Here is a 17,870-nt window from a genome sequence, read left to right on the forward strand (position 1 = left end):
ATAGGAGGTGGTTTAAGGGTGACAATAAAAATGCCACAGTCTACGCTGTGGCATTTTTATTGGTGCTAGCCAACGATTAGAAATAGGTGACCGAGCGGATCTCTTGTGGTCGGTTTTGTTGTTGGTAAAGCTGCCACACTGTCGCAAAGTCTAATGATAACTCGGTGACATAATGATCACCGGCAGGATAACTTGCAATGACCTTAGCACCGCGAATAACACCCGAGACAGACGCTTTAACCGTATCAGACTTCATCGCCCATTCACCAACGCTGCTGCTCCCCTGCAAATGTTGACCATAAACCTGCTCTGCCAGCTCACGATAAGCCGCGATTTTAGACGCTTGCATAGCCATTAATACCCTTTCTGCTTGGGTCTTACCGGGTTGAGACGCCAACGGCGCATAACCCGTCGCAGTTAATGTCGGGAACTGTGCCGGCGGTACCGTTTCATACTGCACATATTTCTCTCGCGTAGAGGTGCAACCACTCAGCAACACAAGCAACACCACTAGGGAAAACTTGCTCATTGTTCACCTCCTACATAATGCTCAGTCTCAATCCCACTGCGCTCGTGTCGATACAGCAAACCATTCTTAGAAACGCTCGCATTCGATTCAGCCAGATATCCAGGTAACTGCTGCGCTGTAGCAAATGTATTTGCTGCTGAAGAAACATGATTGTCTGTGGTATCGATAATGCGTGCATTTATTGCAACACCATCTCGGCTCAACGTCATGGTAGAGACCAGAACATGCGTCACACTGACATTAGCGGCAATTTTTTGCCAATCACGAGTCAAAATAAACGTGCCATCTGCCGCCGCCTTAACGCTATCGCTCACATTGATATCGGTGACACGATAACCTCGTTGCTGGAAGGACGTCATCAAATCCTGCTGCAACTGCACGGCCAGCGGATTGGTTTTGTCTAGACTTGCAGCATCCACAGGGGTTGCGATCAACAACATTTGCGCATCATTAAAATCATCACTGTGACGCACTAAATCGTTCGTCAGTTGCTCAGCGATACCGAATAATGATGTCATCTGCTGTGGAGCTTGTGCATCACCGATGGGCGCAGTCGATGAGCAGCCGGCTAGCAAGGCAATCAAAGGTATGAGTGTTTTGTACATGGACCATCCAGCTCCTTAACGACATCATCTTTGTACATACTGCGACGTTGAAACAAGGATGATGCCATTGAATATTGCTACTTATATCGGCCTTGGTTGGCAAAACTTAACCGCCAATTCGACGACGTACCTGAGCACATCCGCCAAGAATGCATTTATTAAGCAACACTTGTGCCGACTCATGGCATAAAACTTGAATCTTGATGAATAAAGACCGTTGGCGCCTAAAAATTGGCTCCTACACCCAAAGGTTTATAGACTCAATGCAGGACTCACTTCGTATGATTCGCATATTTTTATTACTGCTATTGATGCTGGTGTTCCCATCTGCTCACGCAGCATGGGTGACAATTACTGGCGAAGCCAATATTGTCAAAGGTGATGTCAATGCCGCCCGTCAACAAGCGATTAAACATGCGCTAAATATGGCAGTGATCACCAATGGCGGTAGTATTAATGCACAGCAAACAGTAACTAACGGCATTCTTAACCAAAATGCGGAGCTGACCAATACTGCAGCCTATAGCAGTCTCGAAATCGTTAAAGAACAGCATAAGAACAATCGCATCGAAGTGACTATTCGTGTTGATCTGCTCCAGAATATTAATGAAGGGTGCGTCAGCAATGCCCTCAAAGCGCCACTTTATCTCCCGCGCGCGATTGTATTTGACCGTAAGCAACTGCGTTACGGCAAAATGGAAGAATTTCCACAAGCGCTATCGCAAAAGCTTGCCGCAGTACTAGGTCGCAATTCATCAAAGGTCTATCCAAAACTCGATTTAACTAACAGTGTACCAAGCCAGATCTTTAACAATGAACATCGTGGCGACAGCGCCAGTTGGCTCAACCAGCAAACCAATACGCTCTATCTGTTACTCCCTGAAGTAGAAGATATGGCGATGGCATCGTCACCATCGGGCATCAGCTCACTTTGGGATAAACAACAGCGCGACTTTCGCTTAAAAATGTCGCTCGTTCATAGTATTAGCGGCGAAACTATTTGGCAAAAAGAATATCAATTCACAACGGATTGGGATTTTGACGCCAACGCCGATGCCAAACCTATTAGCGATGCATTTTGGCAATCGAGCTATGGCAGCGCCATTGGCAACCTACTTAATCAAGTCAGTTTGGATCTTGATGACGCCTTAGGCTGCCGCCCGACTATGGCACAGGTCATCGCTAAACAAGGTCAACGCGTCATTCTCAATCTGGGTAGAAAAAGTGGTGTACGCACGGGGGATAAATTTAATGTGGTGTTACAACACAATTTCCCTGATCGGGTGGGCCAAACGCGTACCATCGCCAAAGCGACAGCCGTGCAAGTCACCATCGACCAGATAACCGATGACACATCTACCGCATTACTTAACGCAATGGACGATGGCTCAGGTATCCAAATAAACGATATTGCGCTTAAGAATTAAGCAGTTAGACAATTAAACTTTTATTGGAATCTAAAAACAGTATAATCGTTGCGTCTCCCTATAGCTCAACAGGATAGAGCAGTCGCCTCCTAAGCGACCGATCGGGGTTCGAGTCCCTGTGGGGAGACCAGTCAGCGTTGTAGAGAATCCAAAGCACTCAGAACTTAAGGCCTCACACATGACAGAACTCTTTCAGACCAACGTTGACGTCATTCAATCTCGTTGGCCACAAGCTGCAATGGTCCTCAAGCAGCAAAATATTGATAGTCTTGATGCCGCTTTGGTGACCGGTTCTAATCAAACGATTAGCATAAATGGTGTTCAATTGAGTAGTCGCCATGACCGCGTTGCAGAAACACAACTATTTTTAAGTACCCTACCAAACGACATAAAGCATGCCACTCTTTATGGTTTTGGTATGGGAGATATTCCTTCTATCGCGTTGGAGGAAGGACGACTGGATCAACTGGACATTTGCATCCTGAATCCAACAATCTTTGCTTTAGTACTGAGTTATACGGATCAAACTGCGTGGCTATCTCACCCTGGAGTATCTTTAGAACTGCAGCCGAAGCAAAATCGGTTGAGAAAGCCCTATCTGGTCGTTCCTGCAGATTTAGAACTTATCTCTGATGAAAATGCGAGACTGCGTGATTTATTGATGTATGAGTTAAATCTGAATTATGCGAATAGTAGTCATAAGAATGACAACCCTGCGATTATGCAACGCTTTGAAGATAATCGTACATTCATGCAGCAAGATCCCGATGTTAGCGCCTTAAAAAATACTGTGGCCTCAACATCGGCTGTTGTCATTGGCTCTGGCCCCTCATTAGAGCAACAATATGAGAAACTGGCTGCACTTTGTCTACGTTCTGAAAGACCGATAATAATCGCCGTTGATACCGCTTTGAGAGGGCTTCTGCACCACAACATTACACCAGATATCGTGGTTTCAATTGACGGTCTAGTTTCCTTCCAATTGCCACTGGAAAAAACTGATGCGATTAAACTCGTCTATTTCCCGAGGGTCAGAACAGAAAATATTCAAGAGTGGCGCGGCTCACGTTACAACGCACTAGGTGATACCCAACTCTACGATAATCTGGCAACGCAATTTCCCGAGAAAACTCGTCTTTATGCAAATGGCAGCGTACTCCATCCTGCCATAGATATTGCAGTTCTATTAGGGTGCCAAGATATTTATCTGTGCGGCAGTGATTTTTGTTTTTGCGGTAATAAGAGTCATGCCTTTTGGGATGAATACGCCGTCAAAGATAAAAACATCTCATATTGGATGAGTCTTGAACAAAAAAATGTTCAAAGTGCAGTACATTGGGTTATTAATGGATATGGCGAGAAGGTAGCGACTAACCTGAACTTCAGGTCCTTTTTAAGGAGTTTAGAGTTGTACCTAGAAAAGCACCCTACAACCCGTTTCCATCAGTGCAGTAAGGACAGTGCGAAAGTCATTGGGGCAGATTTTAGAGAATTACCATGAATAACGAAAAAATCATTACATTAGCAAGAGAAACTGCCACCCTATTTAGGTTAGGCCATGAGGCTGAAGCATCCGTGTTGATGCGCAAGTTAATCGATACATTGCAACTGCGATTACAAGAACAGACACTGCCCAACCAAGTGCTGACTATTTTTCCCCAAATGCTTAGTTCACAAGAGCGACGCGACTGGCTAGGGTTAGCGGATACGTTAGAGTACGAGTTGACTCTCTTAATGTAGTTCACATTCACAACGTGATTTTTTAATATCTACTAACAACGTCTGTTTTCTCACTTCACTCAAACAGCAAGGCCAATATCTGATGAAAGTTTCAATTATTACAGCCACATATAATAGTGAGAAAACACTAAAATCCTGTTTAGAAAGTGTTGCACAGCAAAGCGCTATAGAGTCCATCGAACATATAGTTATTGATGGTCGTTCAAGCGACTCTACTATAACGATTGTCAATCAATATAAACATGTAAGCAAGGTAGTCTCAGCAAAGGATCGCGGAATATACCATGCCTTCAATCGAGGGATAGAATTAGCTTCAGGCGATCTCCTATACTTTCTAAATGCCGATGATGAGTTTTATGATACGGACGTTATAGAACAAGTGTTGAAAGAGATGACCCCTGAATACAATTTTTACTGTGGAACTATTTACTGTGTGAATCAACTAACTAGCGAATCCTTTTTTAGCGTTAGCAAACTAGATAAATCACAAAATTTTGATCCACCTCACCAAGCTTTTTTTTGCCGTAAAACTCTCTTTGACCAACTAGGTCCATTCAATGAATGTCTAACTATCGCTGCCGATGCGTATTTTATGAAAAAAGTCATAAAACACGCTAAGGGCTTATTCACCTCTAGGCCTATCGCAAGATTCAGTCTACAAGGTACTAGTTCTGACTTTAAAAACCGTGCAAAAATGACATCACAGTATGCAATTATTGATACTCTCCTAGAGTCTAGTACTGAAAACTCTCAATTATCAGAAAAACTAGCACTACAATCTAAGAATGTTATATTATTCAAACAATTAATGTTAAACATCATACGAGATCAAGTACCGTTGGAGCCACTAAAAGGTAAAAGAATTGCAATTTTTGGAGCACGAGAACTATCACAATGGTTTTATCATTACTTAGCCTTAAAAAATATATCGGTAATGTGTCTTGTTGTATCATCGACAAAAAACTTGCCATTCTTTGACGAATTCCAGGTAATCGGACTCCCTCATCTACATGAGAAAAGACCTGAGGTTATTATTAATTGCATTGAAGGTTCTCATGAAACTGAGATTGGCTCTCTAATTAATACATATTGCCCCGAAGCAACGCTGATAAGTTGGAGAGCATTCTGTTCAGTGAATAATAAAAGTTCATTTTAAATTAGCGAGTAAAAATAAATATTTTATGTATCAACTCCAATTAAGAATCAAATAAGGTTTCAATTTGACTAAGATAAAAGTTGTTCACTTGATTGCAGGAAATATAAATGGCGGGGCAGCTAGGGGAGCGTACTGGCTGCACAAGGGATTATTGGAACAAGGAATTGATTCAACTATTATAACTTCAAGTGAGTTGACCTTAGGCGAACCTGAAATAATAGGCATTCTTAACGAAGAGAATAAAGAACTTTATAAAAATAATTTACAATCAGAAAAAAAAATATTATCTGAATATTCAAATAAATCAGCTGAACTTTTTAGCACAGGATTATTTGGTTTCAAACTTAAAAGCTTAGATAAAATAAAAAAATCAGATATTATACACTTACACTGGGTAAATGATAACTTTCTCGACATTTCAGAACTTAGTTTATTTAATAAGCCAATTATATGGACTCTTAGAGACATGTGGCCAATTACAGGTGGATGTCATTACGCCATTAATTGCGAACGTTACAAATCCAAATGCGGAAAATGTCCATTACTTGGAAGTGAAATAGAATCTGACCTATCTGAATTTGTCCAGCAGCGCAAGGAAGATTTATTACCTAAAGATATTTATTATGTAGGTATTAGTAAATGGATAACTGAGCAGGCAAGGCTTAGTCAAATATTAAGAGGAAAGAAAGTATCCACTATTGCTAATTGTATAGATACTTTAGAATATTTCCCTATAGATAAATCCCAATCTCGCTCCATACTTGGAATTAATACGCCTAAGAAAATCATTCTTATTGGGGCAACAAGAATAAAAGATAGCTATAAGGGATTTAATCTTTTAAAAAATGTGTTAGGCAATCTAGATAAAGAAAAATATTTTTTGGCGGTATTTGGAGCCGTAAATGACGCGGATATTAGTCAATTTGGATTTGAATATAAACGGTTTGGATATCTTTATGATACCGTATCTTTGAGGCTAGTATATTCGGCTTCGGATGTGTTCTTATGCACAAGCACCCTAGAAGCCTTTGGAAAAACAGTAGCAGAATCGATGTCATGTGGAACACCTGTCGTATGTTTTGATTGCTGCGGACCTAGTGAAATAGTGGAACATAACACCTCTGGTTATAAAGCGAAGCCTTACGATACTCAGGACATGGTGAATGGTATAAACCATATTTGTTTTTCTCCTAACTATAAGGATATTTCATCATCCGCAAACAAACGAATACTCAATTTTTTTGATAAAAGTAAAGCCGCCGAAAAATATGCAAAATTATATTTATCAATAAAATCAGGCAGCAATTAAATTTAAGTAAACTAGCTAGAATCATGATAAAAAGCAATATAGATATAAATATATATGAGGGTGAAATGATAGAGAAAAAAAAAGCATATATATATGGAGCAGGAACATATGCACTAACCGAATTCTATCGAATATCTAATCATTATGATATATTAGGAATTGTTGTTAGCGATCCGCAATGTGAACCTGAAAAATTAATGAATACTCCCGTTATATCTCTGAGGGAGATAAAAAATAAAAATTCATTTTTTATCATATGCTCGACTTATTTTGACGAAATATCAAACACTCTTTCAAATAACGGATTCAATAACTACATAACAATAGAAGAATTAACTAAGAATGGAACTATTCTTGGTGAAAAAATGATATTAGAATCCAAATTTATCGAAATCAAGAATAGAATAATAGATAATATAGTTAACCTCACATCCATAGAAGATAGCATAACACTTGATAATGTTATAGTTTCGCTTACGTCATATCCAAAACGTTTCAAAAATCTTTATATAGTTATTGAATCGATAAAAAAGCAAATATGGAAACCCAAAAAGATAATTCTATGGATATACACAGATGATTACAAAAAGCTACCAAATAAAGTATTAAAAATTCAAGATGAACTATTTGAAATTCGCCAATGTGAGGATTTAAAGTCATATAAAAAATTAATCCCTGCGTTAGCGGAGTTTCCAAATGAGATTATTGTAACTGCAGATGATGATTTATACTATTGGCCTAGCTGGTTAAAGGAATTGGTCGAAATATATAGAGAGAGTAATAATGCAGTTGTTGCCCACAGAGTTCATAGAATTACTAGTGAAAATGTAAACAAATACCAATTATGGAAACACGCATATACCGGTCCTGAGTCTCAAAAAATATCACCTTGGAATTTCCCTACTGGAGTTGCTGGTATTTTATATCCGAGTAACTGCTTCCACTCAGACGTACTTAATCCAGAGTTATTTATGGGATTATGCCCAACTGCTGATGACATATGGTTCTACTGGATGTTTAGACTTAAAGGCTACAGCGCAATTGGAACTGGCAGAAAAGATTCGTGGGTATCTATAGATAATTATGGAACACCAAATCTATATGAAGAAAACGTTTTAAAAAATGGAAATAATAGACAATTAAAAAATATGATTGAGAGATATGGATTTATATAAAAATGATCTCTACATTATTTTCAACAATAAAAATATACGGTTGAATTATAAATATTTGATAAAACCTATTGTTTTTATTCTATGATTTACACCTGTAGTTTCCTTCACTATAGAACAACTGAAAAATCGTAGATATCTATAAAATTTTATTCTATATTTAAAATATACTATTTGAATATTTTAAATATATAGTTAAATTTAAAAAATGACAATATTTAGCCACATACAAAACCATAAAAAAACCATAAAAAACCACATATTAGCATTGTGTTTTAATAAGCTAAATTTTAAGACGTTTAATAAATTCATTTTTTATAAAACACATAGAAATCTGAAAATGTACCTAAGAGATTATCTCCATAGTATGGGTAAATATTCTTTACTTTTTCAAAAATTTCCCATCTAGGAAAGTTATCTGCCACATACTTTGTAAAATTTCTATGTTTAACATGTGCTACCTCAACATCTGCATTATCATCAGTATCACTAGAATATATAATTACATATTTTAGAGAAGTATCAAATAGTTGTTTCATATACTTTTCAAATACATTATCTTCTATCAAATGGTAAATAACATCTAAAGATAATGCTAAGTCACATTTCGGAGGAACATATTTTTCTACTAAAAAGAATTTTTTTGTATCGTCTTCTATAAATTTTTCCCTACAAATATTTACTGCTGTTTCACTAACATCAAGTCCTATGTATTCTTGATAGTTGGCATATGATAACTGGTTACCATCACCACAACCAAACTCAACCACAGTAATTACATTGTTCTTAACTACAAAATCATTAATAAAACCTGCTTTAAATTCTGCGAATTTATTATATGATCCCGCTCCAGAATTGCCACCAGATTGATATCTTTTATCCCAGTAAACTGCTGAATTAAAATTTTTCATTCATAACCTATAATAATTTAAACTATTTCCTACATATAACGAAACTTTGAGATTCAGCTAAATCCATAGTTATGTACTTAATACGCCAATCAAATTCCTCACAAAATTCATGAACCGCTTCAATTACGCCGTATTTAAGCTGTTCCCCCCAATTTCCCATCGAATAATCATGCCCAGCAATGACACCATCATCTTTAATCTTTGAAGCATAAAGTTCAAGTTCAGATTTTGTGTTGTTATAGCAATGTGTAGTGTCTATATAAATCCAGTCAAAATACTTATCCGGAAAATCATTAACAGCTTCAGTTGATAATTTACGATGAATTTCCAACTGACCTTTTATTTGCTCATTTTTGAACTTTTCACAAACATTAATATATAAATTTTCGCCGTAACGTTCTGATTGCCATATATCAATTAGATGAAGTTTTTTAGGTCTATTTATATTAAGAATACTAGATGTATACTCACCATTGGCAACACCTAACTCTGCAACAACGCCGTCTTTACACATCAACCTTAACAACTCTTTTCTATTAGTAATTAATTTAGTATTTTTTATGCTTTCACCACTAAGTGAAACTTTAGGAATCTTTGATATATTTAACTTCCGGTAGTAATTATTCAGTGAAACATACTGATCTGTCGTATCAACCACATTTTGAAGCTCTTCGATTAACACACAATTTTCTAACTCATATTTAGAAATAATTTCATATATTTCTGAAATATAACTACTGGCAATAACTATATGGCTATAGCTTTTTAAAATAATAGATGATGGATGTAGAATCTCAATTCCTAAAAGAGAACTTCCCTGGCGTTCTATATCGCTATCTATGAATCCTAAAATTTCATAATTCAATGCTATGGCAGGCAAAAAATTTAGTGCTTTACTACCTGTACCATATATATAAACCTTTTCCATCACTCTCTTCCAAAAATCAATAAAACAGTATTAACTTACACATATTAAACTTTACTACGGCTTTTATTCACATAAAAACTGAAATACTATATGTTAAATTAAGAACATGATTTGTTTTATAAAAAACTCATAAAATCTTTCATCTTGGGAATAACTACAGCTCCAGAAAGTTTTTTCCCTTCTAGTATACTTAAAATATCTTCAATATAACATGAACCAATTAACACCTTACAATTCTCCATTAATAAGATATCTTCCACTGAGATAACCTTTCTATTCATAACAAAACTTCCATTTTTTAACTCGTCTGAATCACAGAAAAACAAGTTTCCAAAATTCAAACTCTGAAGCAATTCCATCAATCTAACTCCGGAACTACCAGTCCCATAGATAACAATATTTTCAACATTATACAATAGGGAATTAAGATATTTCTTTATTAATCTAGAACAGGGTTCACTAACGCAACTACGTAAAATATGGATAAAACAAACCGCATCTTCAATTTCTATTTTTTGTGACTCCAACAAAAGTGATTGAATATGCCCATTATACATAACACAATATTCGGATAGATTTTTAACGTTCCATTCATTGGAGCGAGAAGTGTCATAACGAATATAGTGGTAAAAAACACCTGAAGAAAAAACAGTTTTTTTTGAATAAAGGACCGCATTTCTAAAAAAATAAGCGTCTTCGTATTGGCTATTTAAAGGAAAACTTATTTTTTCATTTTTTAAAAAACTCTTTCTGTATACTGCAGCCCAACATCCATGCCCATATCTTTCCTTATAAAGATAGGTAAAGCATTCTTTACCATTGTAGTATGTACTTATTGGCAATTTATGAGTAGTTAATTTTTCTGCTTCAGGTGTTTCTTGATAATAACCAAATTGTAAAATATCAGCATCTTCTTGCTCAATGATACTTATCAATTCATGAAAATCCGCATTTGTATAATCATCCGCATCGACAAAGGCAATATAACGTCCTTGAGCATTAGCAATACCATAATTTCTAGCGGCACCAGGTCCTAAATGGATTTGCTTTACTAAAGAAATTTGGTCATAAATTTTTGCTAATGACAGTAATTTTTCCCACGACTCATCAGTGGAGTCGTCATCTATACATAATACTTCTATCGAAACGGTCTGATTATTAAGCACACTAGTCACTGCGCGCTCAATAACAGCAGCACTATTATATACAGGTATGATGACGGTTAAATCAATGTCTTTTAGTTCATCCATCTCTTATTTTCTCACCATCTATAATTCATTATCTCTGAAAAGATATTTGGTCCTGCAGTTTCAAAAACGTTTTCAACGCATTTGCAACTGCGTCATCCATATCGAAATATCGGTACTCAGCAAGGCGCCCTAGCGGAATAAAACGAGCAAATTTTGATAATTGATTCCGATAAGTGCAATGGGCAGCAATAGCACTATCCGTAAATAGTGGATAATAAGGATCAACATTTTCCTTAGGCTGATATTCACAAGGATATTCGTAGACGACACTGGTTCCGACGTGTTTAGTGGGAGATAAATGTTTGAACTCAGTTATTCGCGTATATGCTTCGTCATTAGGGTAATTAACGGTAGCAACCGGTTGAAATTCTTTTATGTTTAGATGTTTATGTTTAAATTTTAACGCACGGTAAGGCAAATTTTGAGCATCAGGCACAAGCGTGTCCAACATGCCAGTATAGATGGTATGCCCGTTAAAAAGCTCACCATCCAGCAAAACTTGATGATGCTCCCAATCCAACCTAACACGTCGCGCCATCGGAGTGTTTAACTCTACGGTGATCAATGGATGCGCTAACATAGCTGACACCATTGCGGTAAAGCCTTTACTCGGCAATGCCTGATAAGTATCACTGAAGTAGCGGTCATCATAGCTCACGACCACTGGTACTCTCGCCGTGACCTCAGGCGCTATTTCGTCCGGGGCAACGCCCCATTGTTTGCAGGTGTAATTCACAAATACATTACGGTAAATAAACTCTGCTAACTCGGCTAATAAAGGTTCAACTCGTTGCTTTAATTCTAAGATTGGAACCTTCGAACCATCTCCATAATGTTCTCGTAACGCAGAGATCATGGCCGTAGCTTTTTGGGGTGAGAAACACCGTTCAATACTGGTTAAATTGAATGGAATTGGTACGAGGATATCGTTGATCTTTGCTAAGACTCGATGTTGATATGGATGCCAGGCTGTAAACGTTGAAAGATAGTCCCAAACGTCGTTATTGCTGCTGTGCAACAGGTGAGGCCCGTAACGATGAACATTGATACCGAACTCATCATTTTCATCAAAGCAATTACCCGCAATATGCTCTCGTTGCTCTAACACTAGTACTTTCCAGTTGAGCACATTCGCCATTCTTTCGGCCATTACGGCTCCGGACAGTCCTGCCCCGATGACCACTGCATCAAAACTCATGATGGCAAGGCTCCTAATAATGAACCTGCAACAATGCTAGGGGTTAGCTGCTGTCGCCATGCCAACTGGTGTCGGGCGTCAAAAAACCAATCCCCATCGGTAGATAAATTGATAAATCTTTGAAACCGTTCATCATCCCGTAATTTAAGAAAATACAGTGCAGTCGCAAAGTAATAATGTCGCTTACCAGCAGTAATGACCTCTTCACTAACACCAAATGCTTTTGCGTTGTCACAAGCGCGCAGTTGATCTTCTAACACCTGCTCACGTCTTGCTGCACTGCGTTTTGTTTGACTGCCAAAACTGTTGCTATGAATTCGGTATCGACCAAAGACCCCTGCGACAAAATCGACACTTCCGCCCCCATAAAGGGCATTAAGAATATGCCAAGGGTGATCAAGTATAATTTTGCATTTGGAATCAACTGCATCCGTAAGATGCTCGTGACGACGAAACGCTATGGAACTCGCATTGGGAAAACACCCGTAACGAATAAGGTGCTCATAGGAAGCTCGCTGCGGAATATACTTGGCGTTATAAAAATCTCGACTGTAATGCCTCAGAATCTTATTCGTATCAGAATCAAAAACTTCAGCTTCGTGATAACACAAACTGCAATCAGGATGTGTATCAAGGTAATCAGCTAACGTTTGTAACTTACCTGGCAGCGCGAGATCATCTCCGTCAACGTAAACTAGGTATTCTCCTCGTGCTCGCTTTAAAAGATGTTGCTGAGTGTATGCTAGACCTGAGTTTTGAGCATTTTGTAAAACTAAAAGATGAGGGTAAACAGCCGTTAATGCCTGCATTCTGCGGTAAGAATCATCTGAAGACCCATCATCAACCGCTATTACTTCATACGAAAAATTGGTTTGTTGAGACAACAAACTATGTAGGCAGGGTTCAATAAAAACTGCGAGATTATATACTGGCACCAAGACGCTCAGTTTCAACATAGGCCTATCTCTATTTCGTTCTGTGCAGGCGACAGCTAGCTACACTTTGCCAATTTATTGCGAGTGACTCGACTCAGCGACAAAACTAAATCATGACCATCCCATAGATGATCAAACATCAGCGCCTCGCCAACAGGGACTAATCTATCAATACCGATTAGCACGCCTTGGAACCAATCATCGACTAACTGCGGATCAAGCCCCCACCAACTAACTGTTTGATGACAATGGCGTAACATTGGTGTCAACTGCGCTAATTCAGGCGTTATCAATTCCAGAAACAAGCCATTCCCGGAGTTGAGCTTCACCTGCTCAGCCGTGAGTTGCTCAACTGCAACACGCACCATTGGCTCACAAATAGTCAGGCTTTTGGCACTCGGATCTTGAATAAGCAATTGTTGTGCCCGCGCTAGCGCATCGAAATGTTCGGCATCGGTTAATGGCTCACGCACGATTAATGCTTTGCTTGCAAAAGCCGGCCAAAAACGCTGCTGAGCGCGTAATACTTGCGCTTGGTTCCCGACCCACACAACCACTTTAGCTGATGAACAAGCTTGCTGAGCAAACGTGAGATTATCTCGGCAAAAATTGTCCAACAGAGCGACGAAATCTTGCTCATCTGCCGCTATCAACGCTGAAGCATCTAACACTACTAACGATAACTTATGGTTAAAGACAAGATCACGACAATGTGCTGGGCAATCGAAGGCTCGTAGCGCTTTAATCGCCACATCGCTGCCCCAAAGCACGCGCGCATCGGCCATTGCACTAATGGCACTAAGTTCTGCTGCGTGGTGCTCACATTGCACTAATTGGAGTCGACTCACTTGCTCTGGATAGCTATCGGCTAAGGATGTCAGTATTTCAACCAATACCATCGCGCTACCACCAGCGCGGCTGGACAAGCGGATGATATTGCGGTTCCCCATCAATAAGCTGAGAATCCCCGAATACACAAATAAGCTATCAACGTTGGCGGGTGTGTTGTGAAATACCAAGCCAAGCGGCTTATACAACAAGTTATCCTGCTGATACGGCGCGATGAGTCGCTGGATGTTGGCTTTGCGCAACCAAAACGCTAATGCGGCTAGATCGGCAAATTGTCGTGAACGTGGATCGGCAAAAATTGCTTCTGATAAGGCATAACAAAACGCCAATGACGGCTCAGCAAATGCCTTGGTGAGCGTAGGTTGTACAAGCATGGGGGTCAACACTTGCAGACTCATAGATTACCTCCTTGGCCAAAGGTATCGCTACAACCACGTACTTCCGCTTTAGGTAAGCGTCCCAGCACTTCAAAATAGCGTCCCATACGGCCACATGGGCAATCATCGTCCCCCAGCCAACGGCCACGATCTTCAGCCAGAATACTGTGGCCAGGATAGCTGCGAGGCAAAGCTGATAGTAATTGCAACACGCCGATTTCGCCTTTATCCGCCAACTGCCAACTACCTGGGCGGCGTATGAGAATATCGGCATAGCTCGGGCAATGTAGATGACCATGCTCGCATTCAACAAATATGGCGCCGACTTGCTCCACCATGCCATAGAAATTATGCACACGGCTCACGCCGAGGGTCGTTAACACGCCCTGCTTGAAGTTGAAATTATCCACCGCTTGGTCGGCAAGTTTTTTCCAGCCACCACTATGGATAAGTATGCCTTGTGGTAATTGAAACCGCTGTTGCTGATGCGCTAATTGCTGCACGACGAACTGCCACACCATAAAAGTAAAGCCAAATAACAGTACAGGCGTGTCAGCAAACTTGTCGCAGAATTCACTGATAGCTTCAATATCCAGTGACATATCATCTTTCAGTGCATAACAGTGGTTACGACCTAAAAATGACAAGCCTTGGATACCTGCACCACGGGCGCTGAAATTACGTCGATCTTTAATCACACTCGGATGGTCGAGGATCAGCATTGGCAAGCGTTGTTTACCAAGCCAATGCTGCATAATTTTGACTAGCGTGCGGGATTGTAAGGCCGCAGCGGCACTGTCCAACATGATTTTTGATGGTTTGCCAGTGGTGCCGCTCGATTGCAGCACTTTAAACACCTCATCATCGCCGATGGATTGTAATCTGAGCTCTTTAAATAGCCGTACATTGACGAACGGCAAGTCACCGATGCTGGGAGCATTATCAGCATTAAACTGTGGCCATTGACCATTGATGAGCTGCTTAAACGCTTGGCACTGCTGATAGTGGTGTTGAGTTAATTCACCCAATGCCGCTTGCAGCAGTGGCGTTTTATGAGCGGCATCCACGTCATAGGGTGGCAGATCCAGCAGAGCTGTCATATTAAGTCTCCGCAGCCATAGCAATTAACGCGGGATAATTGGCTTTGTTGTTGCTGTAGCGCGGCAATTCATCGCATAACAACAGCTGGTATAAGGTTGGATGCAATTGCAGCGTAGCAAGGTAGTGCTGCGCAATTGTTTTGGCAGCGTCGTTGGTAATTGCGATCAGCAATAACTCATCGCGGCCGCTGACTATAACATCGCTTATCCCCTGCCCTTGCAGCATCTGTTCGATATGATCTAGCGACATACGCTTGCCGCGTATTTTGACAAACCGGCTGCGGCGCCCGGTGATGCGATAGAGCCCATTGGCTAAACGCTCCGCCATATCGCCCGTGCGCAATTCTTGAATGCTACTGTCACAGTCAAGATCGCTAGCATCCATAGCGTACCCCAACATCACGTTAGGACCGCGATAACACAACTCACCTTCCTTAAGTTCACGCTCAATCACTTGCTCAGAACTGATATCACGCAACAATAACTCGCCACCGGGAACCGCCTTACCAATGCAATCACCAAACTCAGCTTGTGCTTCTGGTGGCAGATAAGCGATGCGCGGTGCCGCTTCAGTTTGGCCATACATTTGATAGAAGCGCCAACCACGCTCAGCACTGAGCGCGGCAAAGTATTTAGAGAGTTCTAATGGCAGACGGCCACCCGCTTGGGTTAGAACGCGTAATGATGGCAAAGCCATCTGGCCAAACTTCATGGTTTTAAGCATCTGAAAACTAAACGGCACACCAGAAAGCGAGGTCACGTGATATTGCTCAACCAATTGCCAAAACTTACGGGAAACAAAGGATTCAGCGGTAAGCACGAAGGTGGCCCCCGCTACTAGATGAGTGTGTAGTAACGACATGCCAAAACTGTAGTTAAGCGGCATGCTGCTGATACCTACATCATCGGCACCTAGCTGCAAATACTCGATAATCGAGTGGGCATTACTAACTAAGTTGGTATTACTAAGCATCACGGCTTTTGGCGCGCCAGTACTACCAGATGTGGTGAGTAGCAGTTGTAGGTCGGGACGAGTACAACTCGCGCTGCGGTCTAATATCTGCCAATACGCCGCGCGGCAGACAGCAGCAAAACGATAACGTTGCTGGAGAGCGGCAAAGTTAGTGTCACTCACCTCAGGATCAAGTAATAACACGGGCACCTTGGCACAGTAACAAGCCAAATATTGCACCACGGTTTCAACGTCTGGTGTAAACAGCAGGGCGCATGGTCGCTGGGGCAACCCAAACTGATGCAGCTGTGACGCAGCTGCCGTGACTCGGTTCGCTAGCTCAGCGTATGTAAGCGACTGCTCACTATCACACAGTGCGATTCGCTCACGATTGATACCGTCAGCATGTTTGCTTATTGCCGCCCACATGCCATTAGTCCTGATATTTAGCGATAATGGTCTGCGCTTTGGCAGGTGAACTCATATCAATAATGTCATCGGTATCTAACATAATGTCGTACTGACTTTCGATTTCAGCCACCAGCATCATATGGGCAGTTGAGTCCCATTCAGGGATACTGCCATAGGTCAATTCATCGCTGATCGCAGCTTCGTCGATACCTAGAGCCGTTGCGAAAATCGTTTTTAATTTATTATCAATCATTTAGTTATCCATAGTTCAGATTAACATGCCGCCATCAACACCCAGCACTTGTCCTGTGACATAAGCCGACATGTCGGATGCTAAAAATAAAATACTGTTGGCCACATCAGTTGCTTTGCCAATATGTCCCATTGCAATACTATCCAACCGTTGCTGATATTTCTCAGCCGGTAATTGTTCGGTCATCGGCGTTTCAATAAAGCCGGGCGCAACGGCATTAACGCGAATTTGTGCGGCAGCGAGTTCTTTCGCCAGAGATAGAGTAATACCGATGACTGCAGCTTTACTGCCGCCATACACCGCCTGCCCTTGATTACCCACTCGACCGATAATAGAACTCAAGTTAATAATTGAACCGCCACCGCTGCGTTGCATCAAACGGCTAGCATATTGACTACAGTAGAGAACACTGAAGCTGTTACTGGCAAAAGTACGCTCCACTTGCTTAGCGGATACCATGCCAATGAGCGCATCATCAAGAATGCCCGCATTATTGACCAGCACATCCAAGCTCTTTGCTTTTTTAAATAAGGTTTGGAATCCGGCTTTTACGGCATCAGGATCACTAACATCAAAGGCAATAACTTCACAGTTACTTTCAGGAAAATCATGTTGGATTTGCGCAACAACCTCAGCAAGCGACAGCTCATCGCGGGCATTAAGATATAGCTCAGCACCATGAGCAGCAAAAAGCCTAGCAGTCGCAGCACCTATACCACTGCCAGCCCCTGTAATTAATACCTTTTTTTTGGATAATAACTTTTCCAA

Annotated in this window: 18 protein-coding genes and 1 tRNA gene; 7 read left to right on the top strand and 12 right to left on the bottom strand. The window is 40.6% G+C overall.

Translation table 11 applies throughout. From position 1 onward, the window contains the following. Positions 1-76 precede the first annotated feature (76 nt). Complete coding sequence (locus HR45_RS15060; protein ID WP_037444571.1) at positions 77-529, bottom strand: LPP20 family lipoprotein; 453 nt, start codon at positions 527-529, stop codon at positions 77-79. Next, positions 526-1,134, bottom strand: a complete 609-nt coding sequence (locus HR45_RS15065) for a FlgO family outer membrane protein (protein WP_037444573.1) — start codon at positions 1,132-1,134, stop codon at positions 526-528. The genes HR45_RS15060 and HR45_RS15065 overlap by 4 nt, the downstream gene beginning before the upstream one ends. A 281-nt stretch (positions 1,135-1,415) precedes the next feature. On the opposite strand from HR45_RS15065, the gene HR45_RS15070 reads away from it, so the two are divergent. The 7 genes from HR45_RS15070 to HR45_RS19105 all read left to right on the top strand — a co-directional run bounded on the left by HR45_RS15070 (position 1,416) and on the right by HR45_RS19105 (position 7,941). Next, the gene (locus HR45_RS15070) at positions 1,416-2,561 is read left to right on the top strand and encodes a flagella assembly protein FlgT (RefSeq protein WP_037444575.1); all 1,146 of its coding nucleotides are present in this window, start codon (positions 1,416-1,418) and stop codon (positions 2,559-2,561) included. A gap of 54 nt (positions 2,562-2,615) precedes the next feature. Continuing rightward, a tRNA-Arg gene (locus tag HR45_RS15075) sits at positions 2,616-2,691 on the top strand. Between the two features lie 48 nt (positions 2,692-2,739). After that, the gene (locus HR45_RS15080) at positions 2,740-4,062 is read left to right on the top strand and encodes a motility associated factor glycosyltransferase family protein (RefSeq protein ID WP_037444578.1); all 1,323 of its coding nucleotides are present in this window, start codon (positions 2,740-2,742) and stop codon (positions 4,060-4,062) included. Next, on the top strand, positions 4,059-4,301 hold the full coding sequence (locus HR45_RS15085) for a hypothetical protein (protein WP_037444580.1): 243 nt from the start codon (positions 4,059-4,061) through the stop codon (positions 4,299-4,301). The genes HR45_RS15080 and HR45_RS15085 overlap by 4 nt, the downstream gene beginning before the upstream one ends. Before the next feature lie 82 nt (positions 4,302-4,383). Further along, positions 4,384-5,457 (top strand): glycosyltransferase family 2 protein, encoded by a 1,074-nt coding sequence (locus HR45_RS19100; protein ID WP_052074775.1) that lies wholly within the window; start codon positions 4,384-4,386, stop codon positions 5,455-5,457. Between the two features lie 64 nt (positions 5,458-5,521). Then, positions 5,522-6,766 carry a glycosyltransferase gene (locus tag HR45_RS15095; protein ID WP_052074776.1) on the top strand — a complete coding sequence of 415 codons (1,245 nt, stop codon included), beginning with the start codon at positions 5,522-5,524 and terminating at the stop codon, positions 6,764-6,766. A 23-nt stretch (positions 6,767-6,789) separates the two neighbouring features. After that, the gene (locus HR45_RS19105; RefSeq protein WP_052074777.1) at positions 6,790-7,941 is read left to right on the top strand and encodes a glycosyltransferase; all 1,152 of its coding nucleotides are present in this window, start codon (positions 6,790-6,792) and stop codon (positions 7,939-7,941) included. A 305-nt stretch (positions 7,942-8,246) separates the two neighbouring features. Here HR45_RS19105 and HR45_RS15105 read toward each other — a convergent pair whose 3' ends face one another. The 10 genes from HR45_RS15105 to HR45_RS15150 form a co-directional block, all read right to left on the bottom strand. Continuing rightward, positions 8,247-8,849, bottom strand: a complete 603-nt coding sequence (locus HR45_RS15105; protein ID WP_052074778.1) for a class I SAM-dependent methyltransferase — start codon at positions 8,847-8,849, stop codon at positions 8,247-8,249. A 22-nt stretch (positions 8,850-8,871) separates the two neighbouring features. Beyond that, the gene (locus HR45_RS15110) at positions 8,872-9,777 is read right to left on the bottom strand and encodes a class I SAM-dependent methyltransferase (protein ID WP_052074779.1); all 906 of its coding nucleotides are present in this window, start codon (positions 9,775-9,777) and stop codon (positions 8,872-8,874) included. A 116-nt stretch (positions 9,778-9,893) separates the two neighbouring features. Continuing rightward, positions 9,894-11,027 carry a glycosyltransferase family 2 protein gene (locus HR45_RS19110; protein WP_052074780.1) on the bottom strand — a complete coding sequence of 378 codons (1,134 nt, stop codon included), beginning with the start codon at positions 11,025-11,027 and terminating at the stop codon, positions 9,894-9,896. A 28-nt stretch (positions 11,028-11,055) separates the two neighbouring features. Beyond that, a complete protein-coding gene (glf, locus tag HR45_RS15120) occupies positions 11,056-12,225 on the bottom strand; it encodes a UDP-galactopyranose mutase (protein WP_037444582.1) in 1,170 nt (389 codons plus the stop codon). Next, positions 12,222-13,181 (bottom strand): glycosyltransferase family 2 protein, encoded by a 960-nt coding sequence (locus tag HR45_RS15125; RefSeq protein ID WP_037444584.1) that lies wholly within the window; start codon positions 13,179-13,181, stop codon positions 12,222-12,224. The genes glf and HR45_RS15125 overlap by 4 nt, the downstream gene beginning before the upstream one ends. Positions 13,182-13,216: 35 nt before the next feature. Further along, positions 13,217-14,407, bottom strand: coding sequence for an acyl-CoA reductase (locus HR45_RS15130; RefSeq protein ID WP_037444586.1), 1,191 nt, complete (start codon positions 14,405-14,407; stop codon positions 13,217-13,219). After that, positions 14,404-15,486, bottom strand: coding sequence for a LuxE/PaaK family acyltransferase (locus tag HR45_RS15135; protein ID WP_037444588.1), 1,083 nt, complete (start codon positions 15,484-15,486; stop codon positions 14,404-14,406). The genes HR45_RS15130 and HR45_RS15135 overlap by 4 nt, the downstream gene beginning before the upstream one ends. Before the next feature lies 1 nt (position 15,487). Continuing rightward, positions 15,488-16,867: an AMP-binding protein gene (locus tag HR45_RS15140; protein ID WP_081933502.1), complete on the bottom strand. Its 1,380-nt coding sequence runs from the start codon at positions 16,865-16,867 to the stop codon at positions 15,488-15,490. A gap of 4 nt (positions 16,868-16,871) precedes the next feature. Then, positions 16,872-17,102, bottom strand: coding sequence for an acyl carrier protein (locus HR45_RS15145; RefSeq protein ID WP_037444591.1), 231 nt, complete (start codon positions 17,100-17,102; stop codon positions 16,872-16,874). A gap of 15 nt (positions 17,103-17,117) precedes the next feature. After that, complete coding sequence (locus tag HR45_RS15150; protein WP_037444593.1) at positions 17,118-17,870, bottom strand: SDR family NAD(P)-dependent oxidoreductase; 753 nt, start codon at positions 17,868-17,870, stop codon at positions 17,118-17,120.

Source organism: Shewanella mangrovi (genome assembly GCF_000753795.1).
Lineage (GTDB): Bacteria > Pseudomonadota > Gammaproteobacteria > Enterobacterales > Shewanellaceae > Shewanella > Shewanella mangrovi.